Annotated in this window: 14 protein-coding genes; 10 read left to right on the top strand and 4 right to left on the bottom strand. The window is 49.0% G+C overall.

What is annotated here, in order from left to right; genetic code table 11:
- Positions 1–75 precede the first annotated feature (75 nt).
- Positions 76–1,224, top strand: a complete 1,149-nt coding sequence (gene nhaA, locus LGV68_RS03020) for a Na+/H+ antiporter NhaA (RefSeq protein ID WP_032082609.1) — start codon at positions 76–78, stop codon at positions 1,222–1,224.
- 66 nt (positions 1,225–1,290) lie between these two features.
- Here the strand turns inward: nhaA and LGV68_RS03025 are convergent, their stop codons facing one another.
- Positions 1,291–1,902: an OmpA family protein gene (locus tag LGV68_RS03025; protein ID WP_020330347.1), complete on the bottom strand. Its 612-nt coding sequence runs from the start codon at positions 1,900–1,902 to the stop codon at positions 1,291–1,293.
- Between the two features lies 1 nt (position 1,903).
- Positions 1,904–3,181 (bottom strand): TolC family outer membrane protein, encoded by a 1,278-nt coding sequence (locus LGV68_RS03030; protein ID WP_020330348.1) that lies wholly within the window; start codon positions 3,179–3,181, stop codon positions 1,904–1,906.
- 360 nt (positions 3,182–3,541) lie between these two features.
- On the opposite strand from LGV68_RS03030, the gene LGV68_RS03035 reads away from it, so the two are divergent.
- The 4 genes from LGV68_RS03035 (at position 3,542) to nspC (ending at position 13,406) form a co-directional block, all read left to right on the top strand.
- A complete protein-coding gene (locus tag LGV68_RS03035) occupies positions 3,542–7,441 on the top strand; it encodes a cadherin repeat domain-containing protein (protein WP_252536219.1) in 3,900 nt (1,299 codons plus the stop codon).
- A gap of 552 nt (positions 7,442–7,993) precedes the next feature.
- Entirely contained in the window at positions 7,994–10,879 is a 2,886-nt protein-coding gene (locus tag LGV68_RS03040; RefSeq protein WP_020428589.1) for a pyridoxal phosphate-dependent class III aminotransferase, read from the top strand.
- Positions 10,880–10,894: 15 nt separating this feature from the next.
- Positions 10,895–12,139 (top strand): carboxynorspermidine synthase, encoded by a 1,245-nt coding sequence (locus tag LGV68_RS03045; RefSeq protein WP_020428588.1) that lies wholly within the window; start codon positions 10,895–10,897, stop codon positions 12,137–12,139.
- 133 nt (positions 12,140–12,272) lie between these two features.
- Entirely contained in the window at positions 12,273–13,406 is a 1,134-nt protein-coding gene (nspC, locus tag LGV68_RS03050; protein WP_024373837.1) for a carboxynorspermidine decarboxylase, read from the top strand.
- A 61-nt stretch (positions 13,407–13,467) separates the two neighbouring features.
- Here nspC and LGV68_RS03055 read toward each other — a convergent pair whose 3' ends face one another.
- Together LGV68_RS03055 and LGV68_RS03060 are read right to left on the bottom strand one after the other, a co-directional pair.
- Complete coding sequence (locus LGV68_RS03055; protein WP_020330359.1) at positions 13,468–15,075, bottom strand: methyl-accepting chemotaxis protein; 1,608 nt, start codon at positions 15,073–15,075, stop codon at positions 13,468–13,470.
- A gap of 232 nt (positions 15,076–15,307) precedes the next feature.
- Entirely contained in the window at positions 15,308–15,820 is a 513-nt protein-coding gene (locus tag LGV68_RS03060; RefSeq protein WP_020330360.1) for an ACT domain-containing protein, read from the bottom strand.
- A gap of 332 nt (positions 15,821–16,152) precedes the next feature.
- Between LGV68_RS03060 and LGV68_RS03065 the strand changes: the two genes are divergently transcribed.
- From LGV68_RS03065 to gndA, 5 genes are all read left to right on the top strand, one after another.
- Positions 16,153–17,169 carry a TRAP transporter substrate-binding protein gene (locus tag LGV68_RS03065; RefSeq protein ID WP_020330361.1) on the top strand — a complete coding sequence of 339 codons (1,017 nt, stop codon included), beginning with the start codon at positions 16,153–16,155 and terminating at the stop codon, positions 17,167–17,169.
- A 65-nt stretch (positions 17,170–17,234) separates the two neighbouring features.
- A complete protein-coding gene (locus LGV68_RS03070) occupies positions 17,235–17,792 on the top strand; it encodes a TRAP transporter small permease subunit (RefSeq protein WP_020330362.1) in 558 nt (185 codons plus the stop codon).
- Complete coding sequence (locus LGV68_RS03075; protein ID WP_020428583.1) at positions 17,785–19,101, top strand: TRAP transporter large permease subunit; 1,317 nt, start codon at positions 17,785–17,787, stop codon at positions 19,099–19,101. Before LGV68_RS03070 ends, LGV68_RS03075 begins: the two co-directional genes overlap by 8 nt.
- A gap of 65 nt (positions 19,102–19,166) precedes the next feature.
- Positions 19,167–19,673 (top strand): gluconokinase, encoded by a 507-nt coding sequence (locus tag LGV68_RS03080; RefSeq protein WP_024374716.1) that lies wholly within the window; start codon positions 19,167–19,169, stop codon positions 19,671–19,673.
- A complete protein-coding gene (gene gndA, locus LGV68_RS03085) occupies positions 19,670–21,157 on the top strand; it encodes an NADP-dependent phosphogluconate dehydrogenase (protein ID WP_061056457.1) in 1,488 nt (495 codons plus the stop codon). Before LGV68_RS03080 ends, gndA begins: the two co-directional genes overlap by 4 nt.
- Positions 21,158–21,159: the final 2 nt, after the last annotated feature.

A 21,159-nucleotide genomic window follows, 5' to 3' on the forward strand; every position in this document is an offset into this window, starting at 1 on the left:
ACCATTCTGCGAGTGGCTACACTCTTTCGTATTCTTCTGTTTATCGTTAACTAACATAATTATAAGGGCGATTGAATGACTGACATGATTCGCGACTTCTTCAAGCTGGAGTCGGCTGGGGGGATTATTCTGGTGATCGCAGCAGCGATTGCTATGACCATTGCTAACTCACCGTTAAACGAAATTTATCAGGGTGCACTGCACAGCTATGTGTTTGGCATGTCTGTATCTCACTGGATCAACGATGGTTTGATGGCGGTATTCTTCCTGTTGATTGGTTTGGAAGTAAAACGTGAGCTATTGGAAGGCGCACTTAAGTCGCGTGAAACGGCGATCTTCCCGGCGATCGCGGCCGTGGGTGGTATGTTGGCTCCGGCACTGATTTATGTACTGTTCAACTCTGGTGATGCGGAAGCAATTCAGGGTTGGGCGATTCCGGCGGCGACCGATATTGCGTTTGCCTTGGGTATCATGGCGCTATTGGGTAAGCGTGTTCCTGTGAGCCTGAAAGTGTTCTTGCTGGCACTGGCGATTATCGATGACCTGGGTGTAGTGGTGATTATCGCCCTGTTCTACACCAGTGATTTATCGACGATTGCGCTGACCGTTGGCTTCATCATGACCGCTGTCCTGTTCATGCTTAACGCCAAACACGTCACCAAACTCAGTGCGTATCTGATTGTGGGTTTAATTCTGTGGGTGGCGGTATTGAAATCGGGCGTACACGCAACACTGGCGGGTGTGGTGATTGGCTTTGCGATCCCACTAAAAGGTAACAAAGGCGAACACTCGCCGCTGAAGCACCTGGAACATGCACTTCATCCATATGTTGCGTTCGGTATTCTGCCATTGTTTGCCTTCGCTAACGCGGGTATCTCACTGGAAGGCGTATCGTTCTCTAGCTTGGCTTCAACCTTACCATTGGGTGTCGCGTTGGGTCTGTTAATTGGTAAGCCACTGGGTATTTTCAGCTTCAGTGTGATTGCGGTGAAAGCCGGGGTAGCGAAGCTACCAGAAGGTATTAACTTCAAGCATATCTTCGCGGTGTCTGTCCTGTGTGGTATCGGTTTTACCATGTCGATCTTCATCTCTTCACTGGCGTTTGGTAGTGCGAATGTTGATTACGATACCTATGCACGACTGGGTATCCTGATGGGTTCTACTACCGCGGCGATATTGGGTTATGTGTTGTTAAGACTTTCGCTACCGAAAGTCGCCAAGTAACCTGCTGCAATTGAAATAAACAAAGGCCCCAGAATGGGGCCTTTTTCTTTAGAGCCATCAGGAAGTTTACTTTTTCAGTGTCGAGAAGATGGTCCATTCTTCGACGACTTTCTCTTTAAGGCCAACCACCGTGGCCGTCACACGTCGGTTCACAGCGTGCGCAGAGTTGCTATCGCCATTATCGATCAGGCGAGTTTCGCCATAACCCACAATGCGAACACGTTTGGGTGAAATGCCATAAGAGAGCAGTTTCTTCTCTACGGCTTCAGCCCGCTTTTGTGACAGCTCCTGATTGTATTCATTGGTACCCACTTTACTGGTGTAGCCTTGAATCTCAATTGAAGCACTCTGATAGGTTTTCAAAAATTCAGCCATCGACTGAATCTGGTCTGCGAAAACCGGGTTAATTTCATAGGAGTCGTTTGCGAACAAGATGTGCAACTGGCGCTTCGCAGAATTGCGCACCACTTCGCCACAACCATCATTGTCAATTTCAGCGCCCTCAGGCGTACCCGGGCAGATGTCTCGGGCATTGACCACTCCGTCATTGTCGTCGTCCTGCAAGTCGGCAATCTGATCAGCTTTAGGCGTTTCGATGTAATCATATTGGTCACTCGCCACCGCAGAGTAGGACATCAAACTCATCAAAAGGGAGAGCGAATATAGTTTCATTTTCATATCAGTACTCCACTTTCTTTGTCCATTCTTCAGGAACATCAACCAACAGCGCATCAATCAGCACCCCAATCGCGTTCATGACTCGGTACTTGGCATACTGTTCGGCGTAGTTGGCATCCAGATAATCTTTACGCGCTTCGAATAACTCATTTTCGGTGTTGAGCAAATCAAGCAGGGTACGTTGACCAATGCGGTATTGCTTTTCATAGGCAATAACGGTTTGTGATGCTGAGTCTACGTGGTCAGCTAGGAAGTTTTTCTGTTGCAAGGTCAAATCCAAAGCACTCCACGATAAACGAAGGCTCTCTTCGATTTCGCGATACGCGTTGTCGCGGAGATCTTTGGCTTTGTTTAGTTGATAAGCGGCACTTTCAGTGCGATCGCTATCGCTGCCACCATTGTACAGGTTGTATTTCAGGCGCAGCATTGCCACGGTTTCGCTGGCACTGCCTTCGTCACCACCGGCATCATCCCGCCAGGTTTGACGTGCTTCTAAAGATAGCGTCGGGTAGTTCGGGCCTTTGGATTGTTTGTATTGAAAACGGGCTGAGTCGACATCCGCTGAAGCAATCTTAATCACGGGGTGATTATCGAATGCGTCCACTAAAGCATCGGTCAGAGAGAGCGGAATTTTAGATACATCCGCACGCGGGTAGAGCAGCCCCAACGGTTCCTGACCTACCAGACGACGGAACTGAGTGTGGGTATCAAACAAATTGTTTTGCGCTGCAAGTAAGTTGCCCTGAGCTTTGGCGATCCGCGCCTCAACTTGCGTTAAGTCTGCGGTTGACCCCACGCCGGAATCTACGCGCTTTTTGATGTCGCGGTAGATTTTTTTATGTACGGCGAGGTTGCTCTCTGACAGCGCCAGAACTTCCTTGGCTTTGACGGCATTCAGATACACTTTGGTGACTTCCAAAGCAAGGTTGGAAGCATCGTCCAGAAGTTGTAAGCGAACGGATTCTGCATCGGCCGCTGTGCGATCCATATCGTTCAGCGTGGCGTTACCGTCCCATAAAAGTTGATTAAGAATGATGCTGGCTTCTTTTCTGGTCAGATCGGTGTCGTCATTACCCGTTGAATCAGCCGGACGAATACCCTCATAACCGATGCCGGCATCTAAATCGATCGTTGGCAGATACGCACCGCCCGCGGCATCACTGTCTTTGACATTGCTAACGAATTGGTTGTAGCTCGCTTTGATTTGAGGATTGTTTGCTAAAGCAAGTGCGACAGCCTGTTCCAGAGTTTGAGCTGACGCTTGAAAAGGTAATAACAACAAACATCCTGCTAGAAGTGGAATGTTCCGTTTCACAGGGTGGCTCCTATGGTTTTTTAATGATCTGTTGCTTCAGGCGCGTCCTCCGAAAAGAGGATGGATGGAGCATTCACAGGCAAACATAAGTTTATTGACAGCTTAGTTGATAAATCATCAATGTGAGAGATTAGTTCAAAAAAGTGCTAATGATTAATTTCCTTACTTATTGATACCTTAGTGAATTTTTGAGCCGTTACTCTAGATATTGAGTTGCTTGTCAATATAAGGATCACTAGTTTTAAAGCATGAGAATAGGCGAAATGGGTGTTGGGTTCAGTGGGAGTCCAACGCCTCTTCGTATGTATATAAGGACATACGCTCATGGACACTCGCACTCTGACCCCCTTTATGTTAGCTAACGTCACGCTTGTCATTGACCGCAATGGCCAATTCAGAGAGCAAGCCGCAGGCATCCCTTTGAGACCGGGAGAAGTGGTTGTACAGGTTAGTGATGATGCATCACCTCAGGTGACAGCGGAACTGGTCAATCCCGGCAATGCTGCACCAACTAATCTCGATGGTGAAATCGCACAAATTTTGCAACAAATTCAACAAGGTGCTGACCCGACGCAAAACCCTGAACTCGCCACTGCTGCTGGAGGACAAAATGGTTCAAGTCCTACAGCGACAGGAAGCATTGATCGTACGGGTGACGAAGTTTTGGCAGCCACCAATTTCGAAACTCAAGGTCTACAAGGCTTGGGTCTGTCGTCAACTCAAAGTTTAGCGTTGACTGATTTTGTTGCAGAAATCGCGGTGGTAGATACGCCACCTGCATTTAATCCGAATGATCCAGAAAACGTAAATGGTCCACGCTACAGCTTCTCCTATGATGAAAATCGTAGTGATGGCGATGTCATTGGCGTCGTGCAGGCAACTGATGCAGAGGGGGAGAGTGTTACTTACGCCATCACGACTAATGTATTTGATTCAAATGGCAATACACTGTTCGAAATTGATGAAGTCACTGGTGAAATTAGTTTGACCCCCGCTGGGGTCGTTGCGTTTTCGAATGATTTTGAGCAAGCCCCAAATGTACACGACATCATTGTTACGGCAACTGAGGTTGATGGTCTTGGAGTTCAGAATTCTACCAGCATTTTAGTTGAGCTGAGTGAGCTGAACCTGGATGAGTTTGGTCCGGTATTCGATCCGAATGACCCGGATAATGAAGACGGCCCACGTTATGTGTTCTCGTATGATGAGAACAGCAGCGATGAGTATGTGATTGGTACGGTGTCGGCTACCGATGGTGACGGCGAGGCGGTGACGTATTCCATTACCACCAACGTGTACAACGATGCCAATGAAGCCTTGTTTGAGATCGACGCGGTCAGCGGTGCCATCAGCCTGACGGCGGCGGGCGTTACCGCGTTCTCGAACGATTACGAAACCGCCCCCAATGTGCACGATATTGTGGTGACCGCGACAGAAGTAGCGGGTCTGGGCGAGCAGAAATCCACGGACATCACCGTTGAGCTGAGTGAGCTGAACCTGGATGAGTTTGGCCCGGTATTCGATCCGAATGACCCGGATAATGAAGACGGTCCCCGTTATGTGTTCTCGTATGATGAGAACAGCAGCGATGAGTATGTGATTGGTACCGTGTCGGCTACCGATGGTGACGGCGAGGCGGTGACGTATTCCATTACCACCAACGTGTACAACGATGCCAATGAAGCCTTGTTTGAGATCGATGCAGTCAGCGGTGCGATCAGTCTGACGGCGGCGGGCGTCAGCGCGTTCTCGAACGATTACGAAACCGCCCCCAATGTGCACGATATTGTGGTGACCGCGACAGAAGTAGCGGGTCTGGGCGAGCAGAAATCAACGGACATCACCGTTGAGCTGAGTGAGCTGAATCTGGATGAGTTTGGCCCGGTATTCGATCCGAATGACCCGGATAATGAAGACGGCCCACGTTATGTGTTCTCGTATGATGAGAACAGCAGCGATGAGTATGTGATTGGTACGGTGTCGGCTACCGATGGTGACGGCGAGGCGGTGACGTATTCCATCACCACCAACGTGTACAACGATGCCAATGAAGCCTTGTTTGAGATCGATGCAGTCAGCGGTGCGATCAGTCTGACGGCGGCGGGCGTCAGCGCGTTCTCGAACGATTACGAAACCGCGCCCAATGTGCACGATATTGTGGTGACCGCGACAGAAGTAGCGGGTCTGGGCGAGCAGAAATCAACGGACATCACCGTTGAGCTGAGTGAGCTGAATCTGGATGAGTTTGGTCCGGTATTCGATCCGAATGACCCGGATAATGAAGACGGCCCACGTTATGTGTTCTCGTATGATGAAAACAGCAGCGATGAGTATGTGATTGGTACGGTGTCGGCCACTGATGGTGACGGCGAGGCGGTGACGTACTCCATCACCACCAACGTGTACAACGATGCCAATGAAGCCTTGTTTGAGATCGATGCGGTCAGCGGTGCCATCAGTCTGACGGCAGCGGGCGTCACCGCGTTCTCGAACGATTTTGAAGATACACCTAATGTGCATACCATTCAGGTTATGGCAACGGAAGTGGAAGGATTGGGCGAGCAGAAATCTACAGTGATCGATGTTCAGCTAAGTGAGCTTAATCTTGATGATAATGCCCCAATTTTTGACGACGAGTATATTTTTACTTACGAAGAAGATAGTGAAGAGTCTGATTTGATCGGCACAGTGTCAGCAACCGATGCTGACGGTGAAAACGTTACCTACAGCATTAAAACTAATGTGTATGACAGTAACAATAACCCACTGTTTTGGATCAACGCTACGACCGGAGCTATCTATCTGACCTCGTTTGGTGTACTGGCCTTTACCAATGATTTTGAACAGGAATCCAATATTCATAATCTGGTCGTTACAGCGACGGAAGTGGATGGTTTGGGTGCAATGAAATCAACAGATGTGGATGTGGTACTCAAAGAGTTGAACGTTAACGAGCCTCCTGTCGCAGAAGATTTCACAGTGCTTTTAGGCAACAGCTCAGAAGTTACCATTGTATTTGACTCAGACGTAGAAGCGAATGACCACATCTCTGACGTCGACGATGATTTCACTGGCACGCAGTTGAATATTGTACTGACGTCTCTACCTGACAATGGAACACTTCTTTACACCGATGAAAATGGCGTGACCCGAGAGCTGACTTCAGCGGATGTGTATGTTTCAGGGCAACTAGAAGACCCGGTTCTACTCAATCCTAACAACATCACTTATGTGCCTGAAGGTAACGAAGTGGTGATTGGTTCGACAGATGATGGCTCTTTGATCCCTGTCGATGATGATTACCAGTTCGTTCTTGATAACGGAAACACCATTTACATCTCAGCGTTCAAAACATTGGGCAATGGTAGTGAAGTATCACAACAGGTGACCTTGATTGAAACGGTTCAACAAGGGACTGGTTTATCGGTCGCAACGGGTAATGGTATTAACAGCCAAGAAACGTTGCACGTCGACTTGAGTGAAAATCCACTCTACACCATCAGTTTTGGGGTGGATGGATTGAATACCAATCATGCTGCAACCGTGACTTACTATTTCGAAAACAGCGACCCAGTCACGATCTCTTATCAAGGAAATGGCGACTACTCGTACACTGCGTCGTCAGATGATCCGGTGATTGGCCTTGATTTTACCGCCTCCAACAATGACGGTTCATCGGGTGCCAACTATGTGGTGACTCATCTGTCTGGTACCGAAACGGTGGTTGATGATTCTACCTTTACTTATCAGGCTGTGGACTCGGATGGTGAGTTCAGTAACGTTGCAACGGTCACGCTGGATGCGGACGACAGCACTCCGTCTTACCACGTTTTCTCGGCTGAAGCTGGTGACCCTGTGGTGAATGCGACAGTCGGTAATGACGTGTTGATAGGCGACTCTCAGGCAAATGTCTTTACCTGGCTCGATAGCGCACTCGATAACAGTACCGATGTGGTGAAAAACTTCGAGTTTAATACCGACAAACTTGATTTGTCTGCGGTGTTGGATTCTGGTGAAGACTTCAATACGTTGCTGAGCAAAATTGATGTGGTAGTGGGTGCTGAAGATGTCACATTACAGGTTTCGCACGACAGCGGCGAAACGCAATCTATCGTGATTGACAATGGGGTGGACATTTTTGGACTTACCAGTTCAAGTGGTTTAATGACGGACGATGTCGCACAGACATTACTCAGTCAGATTGTTAAAACAGAAACTGTCTAAATGTGTTATAAAACCAAGCCCTTATCCTAGTGATGAGGGCTTTTTCTGGTCTCTATTTTATAACTTTCTGAATAATAGATAATTGTGATATTTTCTGTTGATTTAGTTGTTATTTATCGATGAAAAATGATTGCGGATAAGGCCAATTTTGTGTTAAGTTCCGCACCAATCTCGGACAGTGCTTCCGGGGGATACGCGTAGTGACCATTCAGGCTGATTGGGACATTACGTAGGGTAGGTATCAGTAAGTCCTTTTACTGATAGACGGGATACTCTTGCTGTGGGAACAGCATGTGAATGGGATACCCAACATTGAACTCACTTAACTTACACACATTAATCAGCTTTGTACTTCCTCTATGCCCTGTTCGACAGGACAGCAGCATAACCGAACCTTGATTCCTGTTTTTAGTGATTTGTCATCAAGCTGATGGCCTACAGTATTTCCGAATTTGTCTGCGGACTCAGTCGGAACGTTTTGCTATTTGTCATTTCTCAAAACAACTTACTGCCGGGAAATGAACAGAGTTTTAACCATTCAAGGGGACGAAGATGAGTACAGCCTTTGAAGTCGATAACACTATCGCAACTATGTTTTCCAACCAAGTACCAGTTTTAGAAGGTACTTATGACCTTACTCCAGATGAAATTCTCCTTGAACAAGCTGAGCATGAATCTGAAGTACGTTCATACCCACGCCGTTTACCTATCGCCATCAAACAAGCTTTTGGCTGTTTGGTAGAAGATACTCGTGGCCAGATCTTTCTGGACTGTCTTGCGGGTGCAGGTACCCTGGCGCTTGGTTATAACCACCCAGAAATCAACCAGGCTCTGAAAGAGCAACTGGATTCAGGTCTGCCTTACCAAACGCTGGATATTGCGACTAAAGCAAAAACCAACTTTATCAAAGCCGTTAAAGCATTCCTGCCTGAAGAGCTGGGTAATAACTGTGTGATTCAGTTCTGTGGTCCATCTGGTGCAGACGCCGTTGAAGCGGCAATCAAACTGGCTAAACAAACCACTGGCCGCAACACCATGTTTGCGTTCCGCGGTGCATACCACGGCATGACCAACGGTACTATGGGTATGATGGGTAACCTGAATACTAAAGCACGTCGTACCGGTCTGATGTCTGACGTTCACTTCATGCCATTCCCGTACAACCTGCGTTGTCCGTTTGGTCTGGGTGGCGATGAAGGCGCGAAAGCGAGCATCCGTTACATCGAGCGTCTGCTGAACGACGACGAAGCGGGCATCATGAAGCCAGCTGCGATCATCGTCGAGCCAGTACAAGGCGAGGGCGGTGTAATTCCTGCTCCAGCATTCTTCCTGCGTGAACTTCGCCGCATCTGTGACGAGCACGGCATCCTGCTGATTTTCGATGAAATCCAGTGTGGTGTGGGTAAATCTGGCTACAACTTTGCATTTGAAGAAGCGGGTATCGTTCCTGATGTACTGTGTCTGTCAAAAGCAATCGGTGGCGGTCTGCCAATGTCACTCCTAGTGATCAACAAGCAGCACGACACATGGCGTCCAGGTGAGCACACGGGTACATTCCGTGGTAACCAGCTGGCAATGGTATCGGGTGCTAAAGCACTGGAAATCATTGAACGTGATAACCTGGTTGAACAGGCAAATATCAAAGGCCAATACCTACGTATGGGTCTGGAAAAAATTCAAAGCCGCGTAAACTGTGTTGCAGAAGTACGTGGTAAAGGCTTGATGCTGGGTCTGGAAATTAAAGATCCAAGCGGCGAGCTGAACAAATTTGGTGAGCCAAAAGCGGCACCTCAACTGACTCTGGGCATTCAGCGTGCAGCGCTGGAGCGTGGTCTGATGGTTGAGAAAGGTGGTCGTGAAGGTTCTGTGATTCGTTTCCTTCCACCGTTGATCATCTCATTTGAGCAGATCGACTTTGCCCTGCGCACACTGGAAGAAGCGATTCTTGCCGCTGGTGGCGGTCAGAAAGATCCGGAGCAAGCAAACCAAGAGTGGAAAAAACACTTCATTCACACCGGTCACATGGGCAGCCAAGAGTTCTCACAAGTGATGAACCACACCACTGCTGCGATGAAAGCCGTGTTTGAAGAAGTGAATGCGCCATATTCAGGTATCGACCCTAAAGCGCTGGAAGAAGCGATTTATGCTGTTGATCTGGACAACAAGAACGCATCTCTGAAAGACGTGATTTCTGAAACTGCGGAACTGGTTGCGAAGAACTCAATCATCGTTCAGCACCCAGACTGTATCGCGCACCTGCACACGCCACCGCTGATGCCTTCCGTTGTAGCGGAAGCGATCATCGCATCTCTGAACCAATCAATGGATTCATGGGATCAGTCTTCTGCAGCAACGTTTGTTGAGCAGAAAGTGATTGACTGGATGTGTGAGAAATACGAACTGGGCGCGCAAGCGGACGGTATCTTCACCAGCGGTGGTACTCAGAGCAACCAAATGGGTCTGATGCTGGCACGTGACTGGATTGCAGACAAGCTGAGCGGTCACTCGATTCAGAAACTGGGTCTGCCAGAGTACGCGGACAAACTGCGTATTGTGTGCTCGAAGAAATCTCACTTCACTGTTCAGAAGTCTGCTTCTTGGATGGGTCTGGGTGAGAAAGCGATCCTGGCGGTTGACGCTCTGCCGAACGGTACAATGGATGTGACTAAGCTGGAAGCTGTCGTTGAACAAGCGAAAGCGGAAGGTCTGATCCCATTTGCTATCGTCGGTACTGCGGGTACAACAGACCACGGTGCAATCGACGACTTGGTGACGATTGCGGATGTTGCTGATAAGCACGAGATGTGGATGCACGTTGATAGTGCTTACGGTGGCGCACTGATTCTGAGCAGCCATAAAGATCGTCTGAGCGGTATCGAACGTGCTCAGTCAGTCAGCGTTGACTTCCATAAGCTGTTCTTCCAAACCATCAGCTGTGGCGCACTGCTGCTGAAAGATAAGAGCAACTTCAAGTTCCTGCTGCACCATGCAGATTACTTGAACCGTGAGCATGACACTCTGCCAAACCTGGTTGATAAGTCTATCTCAACAACAAAACGCTTTGACGCTCTGAAAGTGTTTATGACCATGCAAAACGTGGGTCCTAAACAAATGGGCGCAATGTACGATCACTTGCTGGAGCAAACTCAACAAGTGGCCGAATTGGTTCGTCAGCATAAAGCCTTCGAGCTTTTGGCTGAACCATCTCTGTCTACCGTGTTATTCCGCGCGGTAAACAACCAGGCGTCTGATATGGATGAACTGAATAAAGTCGTTCGTATGCAAGCTCTGGTACGTGGTGTCGCAGTACTTGGCGAAACCATTGTGGATGGCAAAACTGCCTTGAAATTCACAATCTTGAACCCATGCTTGAAGATTTCGGACTTCGAATCTCTACTGGCTAAAATTGAAACTCTAGCGGAAGAGCTAGCGAAATAAAGGTAAACGGATACTATGTCAATTCTACAGATTGGGGCGGGCGGCGTTGGCTGGGTGGTCGCACATAAAGCGGCACAGAACAACGACGCGCTGGGTGATATTACCATTGCTTCCCGTTCAATTGGGAAGTGTGAGAAGATCATTGAATCAATCAAGGGCAAACAAAACCTGAAAGATTCTACTAAGAAGCTAGAAGCTCGTGCAGTAAATGCTGACGATGTAGACGCACTAGTAGCGTTAATCGAAGAGGTTCAGCCTGATCTTGTGATCAACGCTGGACCACCTTGGGTCAACGTGCCAATTATGGAAGCCTGTTACCGTGCAAAAGTGTCCTATCTGGACACTTCTGTTGCGGTGGACCTGTGTTCTGAAGGTCAACTGGTTCCTGAAGCGTACGACCCACAGTGGGCGTTCCGCGAAAAGTTCAAACAAGCTGGTATCACCGGTATTCTGGGTGCAGGTTTTGATCCGGGTGTGGTGAGCGTGTTTGCAGCGTATGCTGCAAAACACCTGTTTGATGAGATTGAGTCTATCGATGTGATGGATATCAACGCGGGCGACCATGGCAAGAAATTCGCCACTAACTTCGATCCTGAAACCAACATGTTGGAAATTCAGGGCGACTCTTTCTTCTGGGAAGAGGGCGAATGGAAGCGTGTACCATGCCACACTCGTATGATGGAATTTGATTTTCCTAAATGTGGTCCTTTCAAAGTGTACTCAATGGCACACGATGAAGTGCGTTCACTGAAGGAATTTATTCCTGCAAAGCGTATTGAGTTCTGGATGGGCTTCGGTGACCGTTACCTGAACTACTTCAACTGCATGCGTGACATCGGTCTGTTAAGTCCGGATCCGATTGCGCTTCAGGATGGTACGGTGGTACACCCACTGCACGTTCTGAAGGCGCTACTGCCGGATCCAACGTCTCTGGCTCCAGGCTATACCGGTCTGACTTGTATCGGTACCTGGGTTCAGGGCAAGAAAAACGGCGAACAGCGTAGTGTATTTATTTACAACAACGCTGATCACGAAGTCGCTTATAAAGATGTTGAGCATCAGGCGATTGCTTACACCACGGGTGTGCCGGCAATCACTGCTGCGCTTCAGTTCTTCCGCGGCGAATGGGCAGAGGCTGGCGTGTTTAACATGGAGCAGCTGAACCCGGACCCATTCCTGGAAACCATGCCGTCCATCGGCCTGGACTGGGAAGTTCAGGAATTGCAGCCTGGCAAACCGGTTATCAACATTCTTAATTAATCAAAGCGACTAAAAGGTATGCCACCTTTTGGTTCAAGATGAGACAAACAGCCGTCATTCGTGATGGCTGTTTTTTCCATTTAAAGATTCAGAAACTGTTGCCACTGTTTGGCAGCATTCAGGAACCTAAAAGATGCAAAAAAGCGAATTGAAAACCCCATACTTCATGATTGACGAAGGTAAGCTGATTGCGAACCTCGAAATCGCTAAACGTCTGAAAGACATTTCCGGCGTAAAGCTGGTACTGGCACTGAAGTGTTTCTCAACCTGGGGTGTTTTTGACATCATCAAACCGTATCTGGACGGTACAACCAGCTCTGGTCCATTTGAAGTGAAGCTGGGTTACGATACTTTCGGTGGTGAAACGCACGCTTACAGTGTGGGTTACAGCGAAGATGACGTTAAAGAAGTGGCAGACATCTGCGACAAAATGATTTTCAACTCTCAGTCTCAACTGAGTGCGTACCGTCACCTGGTGGAAGGTAAAGCGTCTCTGGGCCTGCGTCTGAACCCGGGCGTCAGCTACGCGGGCCAGGATTTGGCGAACCCAGCACGCCAGTTCTCTCGTCTGGGTGTACAGGCTGATCATATCGATCCGGCGGTATTCGATACCATTAACGGTGTCATGTTCCACATGAACTGTGAAAACAAAGATGTGGATGCGTTTATCCACCTGCTGGATTCCATTTCAGAGCGTTTTGGTGCGTACCTGAACAAGCTGGACTGGGTGAGTCTGGGCGGCGGTGTATTCTTCACCTGGCCGGGTTACGATGTGGAGAAACTGGGTCTCGCTCTGAAAGCCTTCGCGGAAAAGCACGGCGTTCAGCTTTATCTGGAACCGGGCGAGGCGGTGATCACCAAAACGACCGACCTTGTGGTCACGGTGGTAGACATCGTTGAAAACGGCATGAAAACTGCCATCGTTGACTCGGCAACGGAAGCGCACCGTCTGGATACGCTGATCTACAAAGAGCCAGCATCGGTATTGGAAGCCAGCGAGAACGGCGAACACGAGTACGTGATCGGCTCATGTTCTTGTTTGGCTGGCGACCAGTTCTGTGTTGCGAAATTCGATGAGCCGCTAAAAGTCGGTCAGAAACTGCATATCCTCGACAGTGCGGGTTACACCATGGTGAAACTGAACTGGTTCAACGGCCTGAAAATGCCATCGGTGTACTGTGAACGCACCTCGGGCGAAATTCAGAAGCTGAACGAATTTGGTTACGACGATTTTAAACGCTCACTGTCTCTGTGGTCGGTAAAATAATCGATTGCTGATGAAAATAGAAAAATCCACCGCTAGCGGTGGATTTTTTGTTTGTGCGGATTCAAAGCTTGAAGTGGAGAAGTTTGTCATCCAGCTGGCGTGACAAGTCAGCCAGTTTTTCACTCTCTTCGGCCAGATAGTTCGCCGCCTGCGACATTTCAAGCGCGGCATCATTAATACCACTGACATTGCGGTTCATCTCTTCAGCGACTGCGCTTTGCTCTTCCGCCGCAGTGGCGATTTGTGTCGCTTTGTCGCTCACATGTTGAATATGATTGACAATCAGTGACAAATCGCTTCCCGCATTTTCAGCGCGTTCTACGCTGTTGTAGGCAAGCTCTTGACTCTTCTGCATCGCAGTCGCCGTTGTGACGGCCAATTGTTGCAGGCGATTAATGGTGGTTTGAATCTCATCGGTCGAGTGGTGAGTGCGGCTCGCGAGATTGCGCACTTCATCTGCGACTACGGCAAAGCCTCGTCCTTGTTCACCTGCCCGGGCGGCTTCAATCGCTGCGTTCAGTGCCAGCAGGTTAGTCTGTTCTGAAATGCCACTGATAACCGCTGTGACCTCGCTGATTTGCATGACACCTTCTTTGAGCTTATTCACTTGCTCCGTAGCCAACTCAAGTTCGTGAGATAACGCTTTAATGCTGTCGACACTGGAGTGCACATCTTTGTCACCCAGTCCAGCTTCTGTACTCGCATCCATGGTGTCTCGAGCCGTTTCCTCTGCGTGACCTGCAACGTCAGCGACGGTCGCACTCATTTCATTCATCGCGGTTGCCAACTGACTGAGCTGATCGCGCTGGCTCACAACAGCCTGACTGGTTTCCTCGGCGGAAGAGGCAATACGAATCGCTGCCTCAGCGACTTCACTGGCAGATTTGACCGATTCCACTAACGCCTCACGCATCGACGCGACACTTTCGTTGATACGAAGTGCCACAATGCCGATTTCATCGTTACCCTCAACTGGTATGGTGGCTGTCAGATCTCCTTGGGCCACCTTCTTCATCGAATCTTTGATTTGTTCGAGAGGATTCACAATCGCGCGACTAATGACAATGCCAAAAACAGCCATAACGATAATGGCAATCAGAGTGGCGACGGCCATGTTCCAGAACTGTTTTTCGACCGCGCGTTCGATATCATCCAGCAGCATCCCTGAACCAATAATCCATCCCCATGGGGCAAAACCATGAACGGCGGAAAGTTTGTCTGCTTCTTTGCCAGATGCGGTTTTCCAAGGGTAGGTGAGTACGCCATGTTGACCGCCTCTGGCTAAATCAACCATGGTGTACCAGAAACTGTCCTCGCCGCTTCGATCATTGCCCATTTGCTGGCCCACCAGATCTGGGCGCAGAGGATGAACAACCACCTGACGAGACTCATCAATAACAAACAGATAGTTATCGCTATCAAAACGGACTGAATTGATCAGGGCTTTCGCCGCTTCCTGAGCTTGTTGTTTAGGCTGTGATTTTTCCAGATAGGCTATCTGGGAAAGTGTGGTGTTAATGACGGCATTGAGGCGTGCCTCACGCTCGGCAACTAAATTGTTTTTCAATGCTGTGGCGGCAATGAATAACAGACTGACAAAACCTATGATGCCAACCAATAGAATAATAGCCAGCTTATAACTGACCCTAATGTTCTTAAGCTTCAACATGACGTTTCCTACCCAACCAATTGATGTACGCTGTTCTTGTTTCGGACTGTTATTTATTGGAATTATGTTGGGACCGAGATCCCGCTTTAAGCGTGGTAGAAAAGTACGAGAATTCAACCGCATCAAGCAAGATTGTTAGCTGCTTCAAGAAAAATATTCGCGGGTTAAATAAAACACTAAATAAAAAGGGAGGCCACAGGCCTCCCGAACATCGATACATTCTTGTGTGTTGTTATGCTTCCAGAATGACCCGAGTGTCTTCACTCAGGGCTTCGAGTTCTTTGGCGACATCATCAATGTCGATTTCTGGTGGCAGGCGAATTGCCATATTGGCCGTGAACAAACTGGAACTCACACCGCCGCCACCGGCAATGAATACGCGTTGGCAGTCCATATCGAGAATACTGATGCCTTGGCTATCAAGCACGTGGGTAATCTCGTTGACGATGCCGTAGCGATCATTGGCATCTAACCGCAACTGGTAAATGGTGTCTTCTTTGTGCGGTTTCGTGTCGCAGTCTACTATTTGTACCAGTAGATCCGGGTAGGACTGGAATGCTTCTTTGACGACTTGTGCTTTAGCGAGCGGCATTTCAACCTTAATCACCGCAGCTACTTGATCTTCAATGAAATTTACTTTGCTGATTAGCCACTTACCATCATTTTCATGAGTGATAGCGGCCAGTTGTTTAATGGTGGACGGCGTTGCTGTGCCCACAAAATTTACAATAAAAGTACAAGTCATAACGGCCTCCGAACTTCACCTTGGTCATCCTTTTCTATGAGTTTAGGTGTTGTGAGGCGTCGGGGATTGATGAAAGTCAATTTTTTGGAGGACGGAATGGGGCAAGTTTCAATATTTCAAACCTCAGCACAATTTTGGCTCGTTGAAACAGTGATTTATAGGTGAGGTTATCAGAAAGCATCTGTTGTTGAGAGGGATGTTAATAATTGTTTAAAAGCTGTGATCGATCTCATGGACACAATATAGGAGTTACCAGTAACATTCACCCTGCAAGTTACCGGTAACATAAAAACATAAACCGGTTTTTACGTGAAACTCTTAAGGACGATTCAATGAAAGCTATGACGAGAACGCTTATCGCTGCCGCGGTGACAGGTTTAGTATCCATGTCTGCAATGGCTGCGGATTTCAAACTCAAGATTCAGTCTTCTGACCCATCAGGTGACCGCAACTTCCAAATCCAACAAAACTGGGCTGACCGTGTCGAAAAAATGTCGGGTGGTCGTATCGATATCGATTTACTGCCAGTGGGTGCGGTGGTCAAACACACGGAAACGTTGAGCGCTATCAAGATGGGTATTCTTGATGGTCACGTCACCGCGACGGAGTTTTTCTCAGGTCAGGATCCTGCGTTTGGTCTGCTGGGTAACATGGTCGGTGCTTGGTCTGACACAACCCAGTTGCTTCAGTACATGAACTACGGCGGTGGTAACGAACTTTTAACGGAACTTTACAAACCATACGGCGTGCATTTCATCGGTGCCTCGACAACGGGCGTTGAATCTCTGGTATCGAAAAAACCTCTTGATGGTGTGGCGGATCTGAAAGGTCTGAAGCTGCGTGCGCCGGAAGGTCTGGTTCAACAGGTATTTGCTGCAGCCGGTGCAACGCCTGTTAACCTACCAGGTTCTGAAGTATTTACTGGCCTGAGCAAAGGTGTTATCGATGCGGCGGACTATACCGTGTTCTCGACCAACCAAAAAGCGGGCATGAACGACATCGCGGTGCATCCGGTTCAGCCTGGTTTCCACTCTCTGCCACTGATCGATATTTCAATCAGCCAGAAGAAATGGGACAAAATGCCAGCGGATCTGCAACAGATTCTGGAAACATCAGTACGCGACTTCTCTTATGACATCACCACTCAGCTGAAAATTGCTGACCAGGCGGCAGTGAAAGAAGCGAGCGCAAATCCGAAAATTACGATTCACAACTGGTCAGACGAAGAGCGCAAGAAATTCCGCGAAATCGCACGTAGCCAATGGAAAGTGTTTGCAGAGCGTTCTCCAAATGCACAGAAAGTGTATGACTCTGTCACCCAGTTCCTGGAAAACAACGACCTACTTTAATTACCGCTATTTCCTTCATTTGAGAGAGGGCAGTTTTGCCCTCTCGTTTTAAACAAGAGTTCGTTATGAGCGAGAATAAGCTACCTGCTGCGTCTATCCATGATGAGCAGCCGAAAAACGCGCTGGATCGCTGGATTCTGCGTCTGGGCAACGCGCTGAGCTTGCTGTTTCTGTTCACGGTTGCGATTTCCTTTTATGAAGTAGTGATGCGCTACGCGTTCAACGCCCCAACAACGTGGGTACATGAAACTGCTGCCTTTGTTGGCGGAACACTGTTTGTGTTTGGCGGTGTGTATGCGATGGCAGCCGACAAACATGTGCGTGTAGTGCTGATTTACGATCACGTTTCGCGTCGCACTAAACATTATTTGAATCTGGTGCATCACATTGTCGGTCTCGCGTTTGCGGGCATGATGGCGTACGCCTCTTACGTTACGGTAGAAGCGTCCTGGTTTGCTCCATGGGGTGAGATGCGTCTGGAAACCTCAGGTTCGGCGTTTAACCCTCCGTATCCGGCACTTCTGAAAGCCGTTATCTTCATCACGTTAGTGATTCTGGTCGTGCAGTTTGTGCTGCATTTGATTCAAGAGATTCAAGCCCTGAGGAATAAACACGATGTTTGATCTTTCTTCAATTGGTATTGAGTGGGGCAGCCTCCTGATGCTGGCGATGATGATCGGCCTGCTGCTCACGGGTATGCAGCTGGCGTTCGTCACTGGTTTTGTCGCTATCTTTTTCACTCTGGGTTGGTTTGGTGTGGATGCAATTCCACTGGTAACCAGCCGTATGTACAGCTTTGCTTCTGACTACATCTTCCTAGCCATTCCTATGTTCGTTTTGATGGCGGCGATGTTGGATCACTCAGGGATCGCTCGCGACTTGTTTGATGCCATGAAGTCTGTCGGCCGTAAAGTGCGCGGTGGTGTTGCGGTTCAGACGCTGTTGGTTGCGGTTCTTTTGGCATCCATGTCTGGCGTTATCGGCGGTGAAACAGTACTGCTGGGTATTCTCGCGCTGCCACAAATGCTGCGCTTGGGTTATGACCGCAAACTGGCGATCGGTACCACGTGTGCAGGCGGCGCATTGGGCACCATGCTGCCACCGAGTATCGTTCTGATTATTTACGGTATGACCGCGAGCGTGTCGATTGGCGACCTGTTTAAAGCTGCTTTCCTGCCTGCGTTTATTCTGGCTGCGTGTTACATCGCTTACGTATTGGTGCGTTGTTACCTGAATCCTTCTCTGGCACCAAGCTTTGAAGAAGAGCTGGAAGAAGAAACAGAACATCCGAATTACTTTAAGGCTCTGTTTTTCCCGCTGCTGTCGGTGGCGGTTGTACTGGGCAGTATCTACACCGGTATTGCATCCGTCACTGAAGCGTCAGCTTTGGGTGTTGTGGGCATTATGATCAGTGCCATCATTCGCCGTGAAATGAGCTGGAATATGCTCAAAGATAGCGCCGTCGCGACGATGCGTACCTGCGGGATGATCATCTGGATTGGTATCGGTGCGAGCGCGTTAGTTGGGGTTTACAACCTGATGGGCGGTATTGATTTCGTTGAAGAAACCATTCTGGCTCTGTCTGGCGGTAGCGCCATGGCCACACTGCTCATCATGATGGTGATTCTGCTGGTGTTGGGTATGTTCCTCGACTGGGTTGGTGTTGCGCTCCTGACCATGCCTATTTTCGTGCCAATCATCAGTAATCTGGGCTTTGACCCGATTTGGTTCGGCGTGGTGTTCTGTCTGAACATGCAGGTGTCATTCCTGTCGCCACCTTTTGGCCCGGCCGCGTTTTATCTCAAGTCCGTGGCGCCGAAAGACATCAGTCTGGGTTTGATTTTTACCTCGCTGATCCCGTTCATTTTCATGCAGATTTTCGTGCTGGCTCTGGTTATCGCATTCCCTCAGTTGGCGATGTGGTGGCAATAAACCAAGCGATATAACTTTTTTGTAGAGCGGCCCCATTTTGTGGGGCCTTAGGGAAGTATTGTCCTATGAAACCAAGAAAAATATTAGTGATGGGGGTTTCTGGCTGCGGAAAAAGCTCGATTGGTAGCAAAATTGCCGAAGCGCTGGGCCTGAAATTCTTTGATGGTGACGATTACCATCCACAACAAAATGTAGAAAAAATGCGTCAGGGGATTCCTCTGACGGATGAAGACCGCTACGGCTGGCTGCAAACTTTAAATCGCCTCTTTATCGAGCAAGAATCGGCAGTGATTGCTTGTTCGGCTCTTAAGCCAGAGTATCGTGATATTTTGCGCACCAACAACGAAGAGCTGGTGATTGTGTACCTACAGGGTGATTACGACACCATCTGGTCACGTCTTAAACAGCGCTCCGACCACTACTTCCAGGGTGAAAAAATGCTGAAAAGCCAGTTCGCGACCTTGGTTGAGCCGCAGGCCGGAGAGGCCATCTTTGTCGATATTTCTCAATCACTGGACGACGTGGTGGCTCAGGCACTCACCGCGATTAGCCAACCGGGAGCCAAGTTATGAGTTTCCAAATCGCCATGATCGGACTGGGTGTGATGGGCAAAAGCCTGGCACTGAATCTGGTTGATCACGGGATCAAGGTTGCCGGATACGACTTAAATCAGGCGAATCGAATACGCACCCTGCAAGAAGCGGCGTCTCTGAGTACGATCGCAGGCAAAGGACAGTTTGCCGCGGCGGATGATTTAGCTCATCTGCTGAGTTTGCTGGATAAACCGCGGGTGATTGCACTTTCAGTTCCGGCCGGCGATATCGTCGATCAAGTGATCACACAGCTATTGGATGCGGGTTTAGAACCTCAGGACATTGTTATCGATACGGGTAACAGCTTGTGGACGGATTCTGAACGCCGCGAACACGTTTATACGGGCCGTTTACGTTTCTTCAGCACCGCCGTCTCTGGGGGAGAACAAGGTGCGCGTCACGGCCCGTCTCTTATGGCAAGCGGCGATCAAGAAGCGTGGGCATTCATCGAGCCAATGTGGCAAGCCATTGCTGCAAAAGTCGATGCTGCTGGTAAACCGATTGATTCCCATCAACAAGGTGACTCTTGCGCCGCATATCTGGGGCCTGCAGGTGCTGGCCATTACGTTAAAATGGTGCACAACGGGATTGAATACGCGGACATGCAGCTGATTTGTGAAGCGTACCAATACCTGCGTGACGTGATGACGCTGTCGGCACAAGAGATTGGTCAGGTGTTCGAAGGCTGGAATCAGGGCGTTCTGAATAGCTACCTGATGGAAATCAGTGCGGATATTCTGCAACAACAAGATCCGCAAACAGGTGCGATGCTGGTTGATATGATCCTTGATACCGCCGAACAAAAAGGTACCGGATTGTGGACGGCGGTGAACAGCTTGCAAACCGGTTGCCCGGCGCCAAGCCTGGCTCAGGCTGTATTTGCTCGTGCCTTGAGCGCAAACAAGGCGCGCCGTTCGTTAGCCAGTAAACAACTGCCAGCGCAGACAATGATCGCTGACTACTGTCTGGATACCGTTCTGCGTGATCTGGAATCAGCGCTCTATTGCGCTAAGCTCGCGGTTTACGCGCAAGGCTTTGATCTGATGAAAACCACGTCAGACAAAGAAGGCTGGAAACTGAATTTTGCTGATATCGCGCGCATTTGGCGCTCAGGCTGCATTATTCGAGCGGGTTTCCTACATCAGATTGCGATGGCTTATCAGTCTCAGCCAGAGTTAGAGCATCTGTTGCTTGCCCCTGAGTTTGCCTCTGCATTGTCAGATAGACTGCCGGGATGGCGTCAAATTGCAGCTCAATCGATGTTCAGTGGTGTTCCGATGCCAAGTCTGACGTCTGCGCTGAGTTATTACGATGCGCTTCGCTGCGAAGTGCTGCCTGCCAATCTGCTTCAAGCGCAACGCGATTATTTCGGGGCGCATACGTACGCTCGAGTTGATCAGCCGGCAGGCAAGAAGTTTCATTTGCTGTGGGAAACACAACATCGCCAGCAGGTAGAACGTTAAGC

Source organism: Vibrio sp. LQ2, assembly GCF_023920125.1.
In the GTDB taxonomy this organism is placed as follows: domain Bacteria; phylum Pseudomonadota; class Gammaproteobacteria; order Enterobacterales; family Vibrionaceae; genus Vibrio; species Vibrio fluvialis.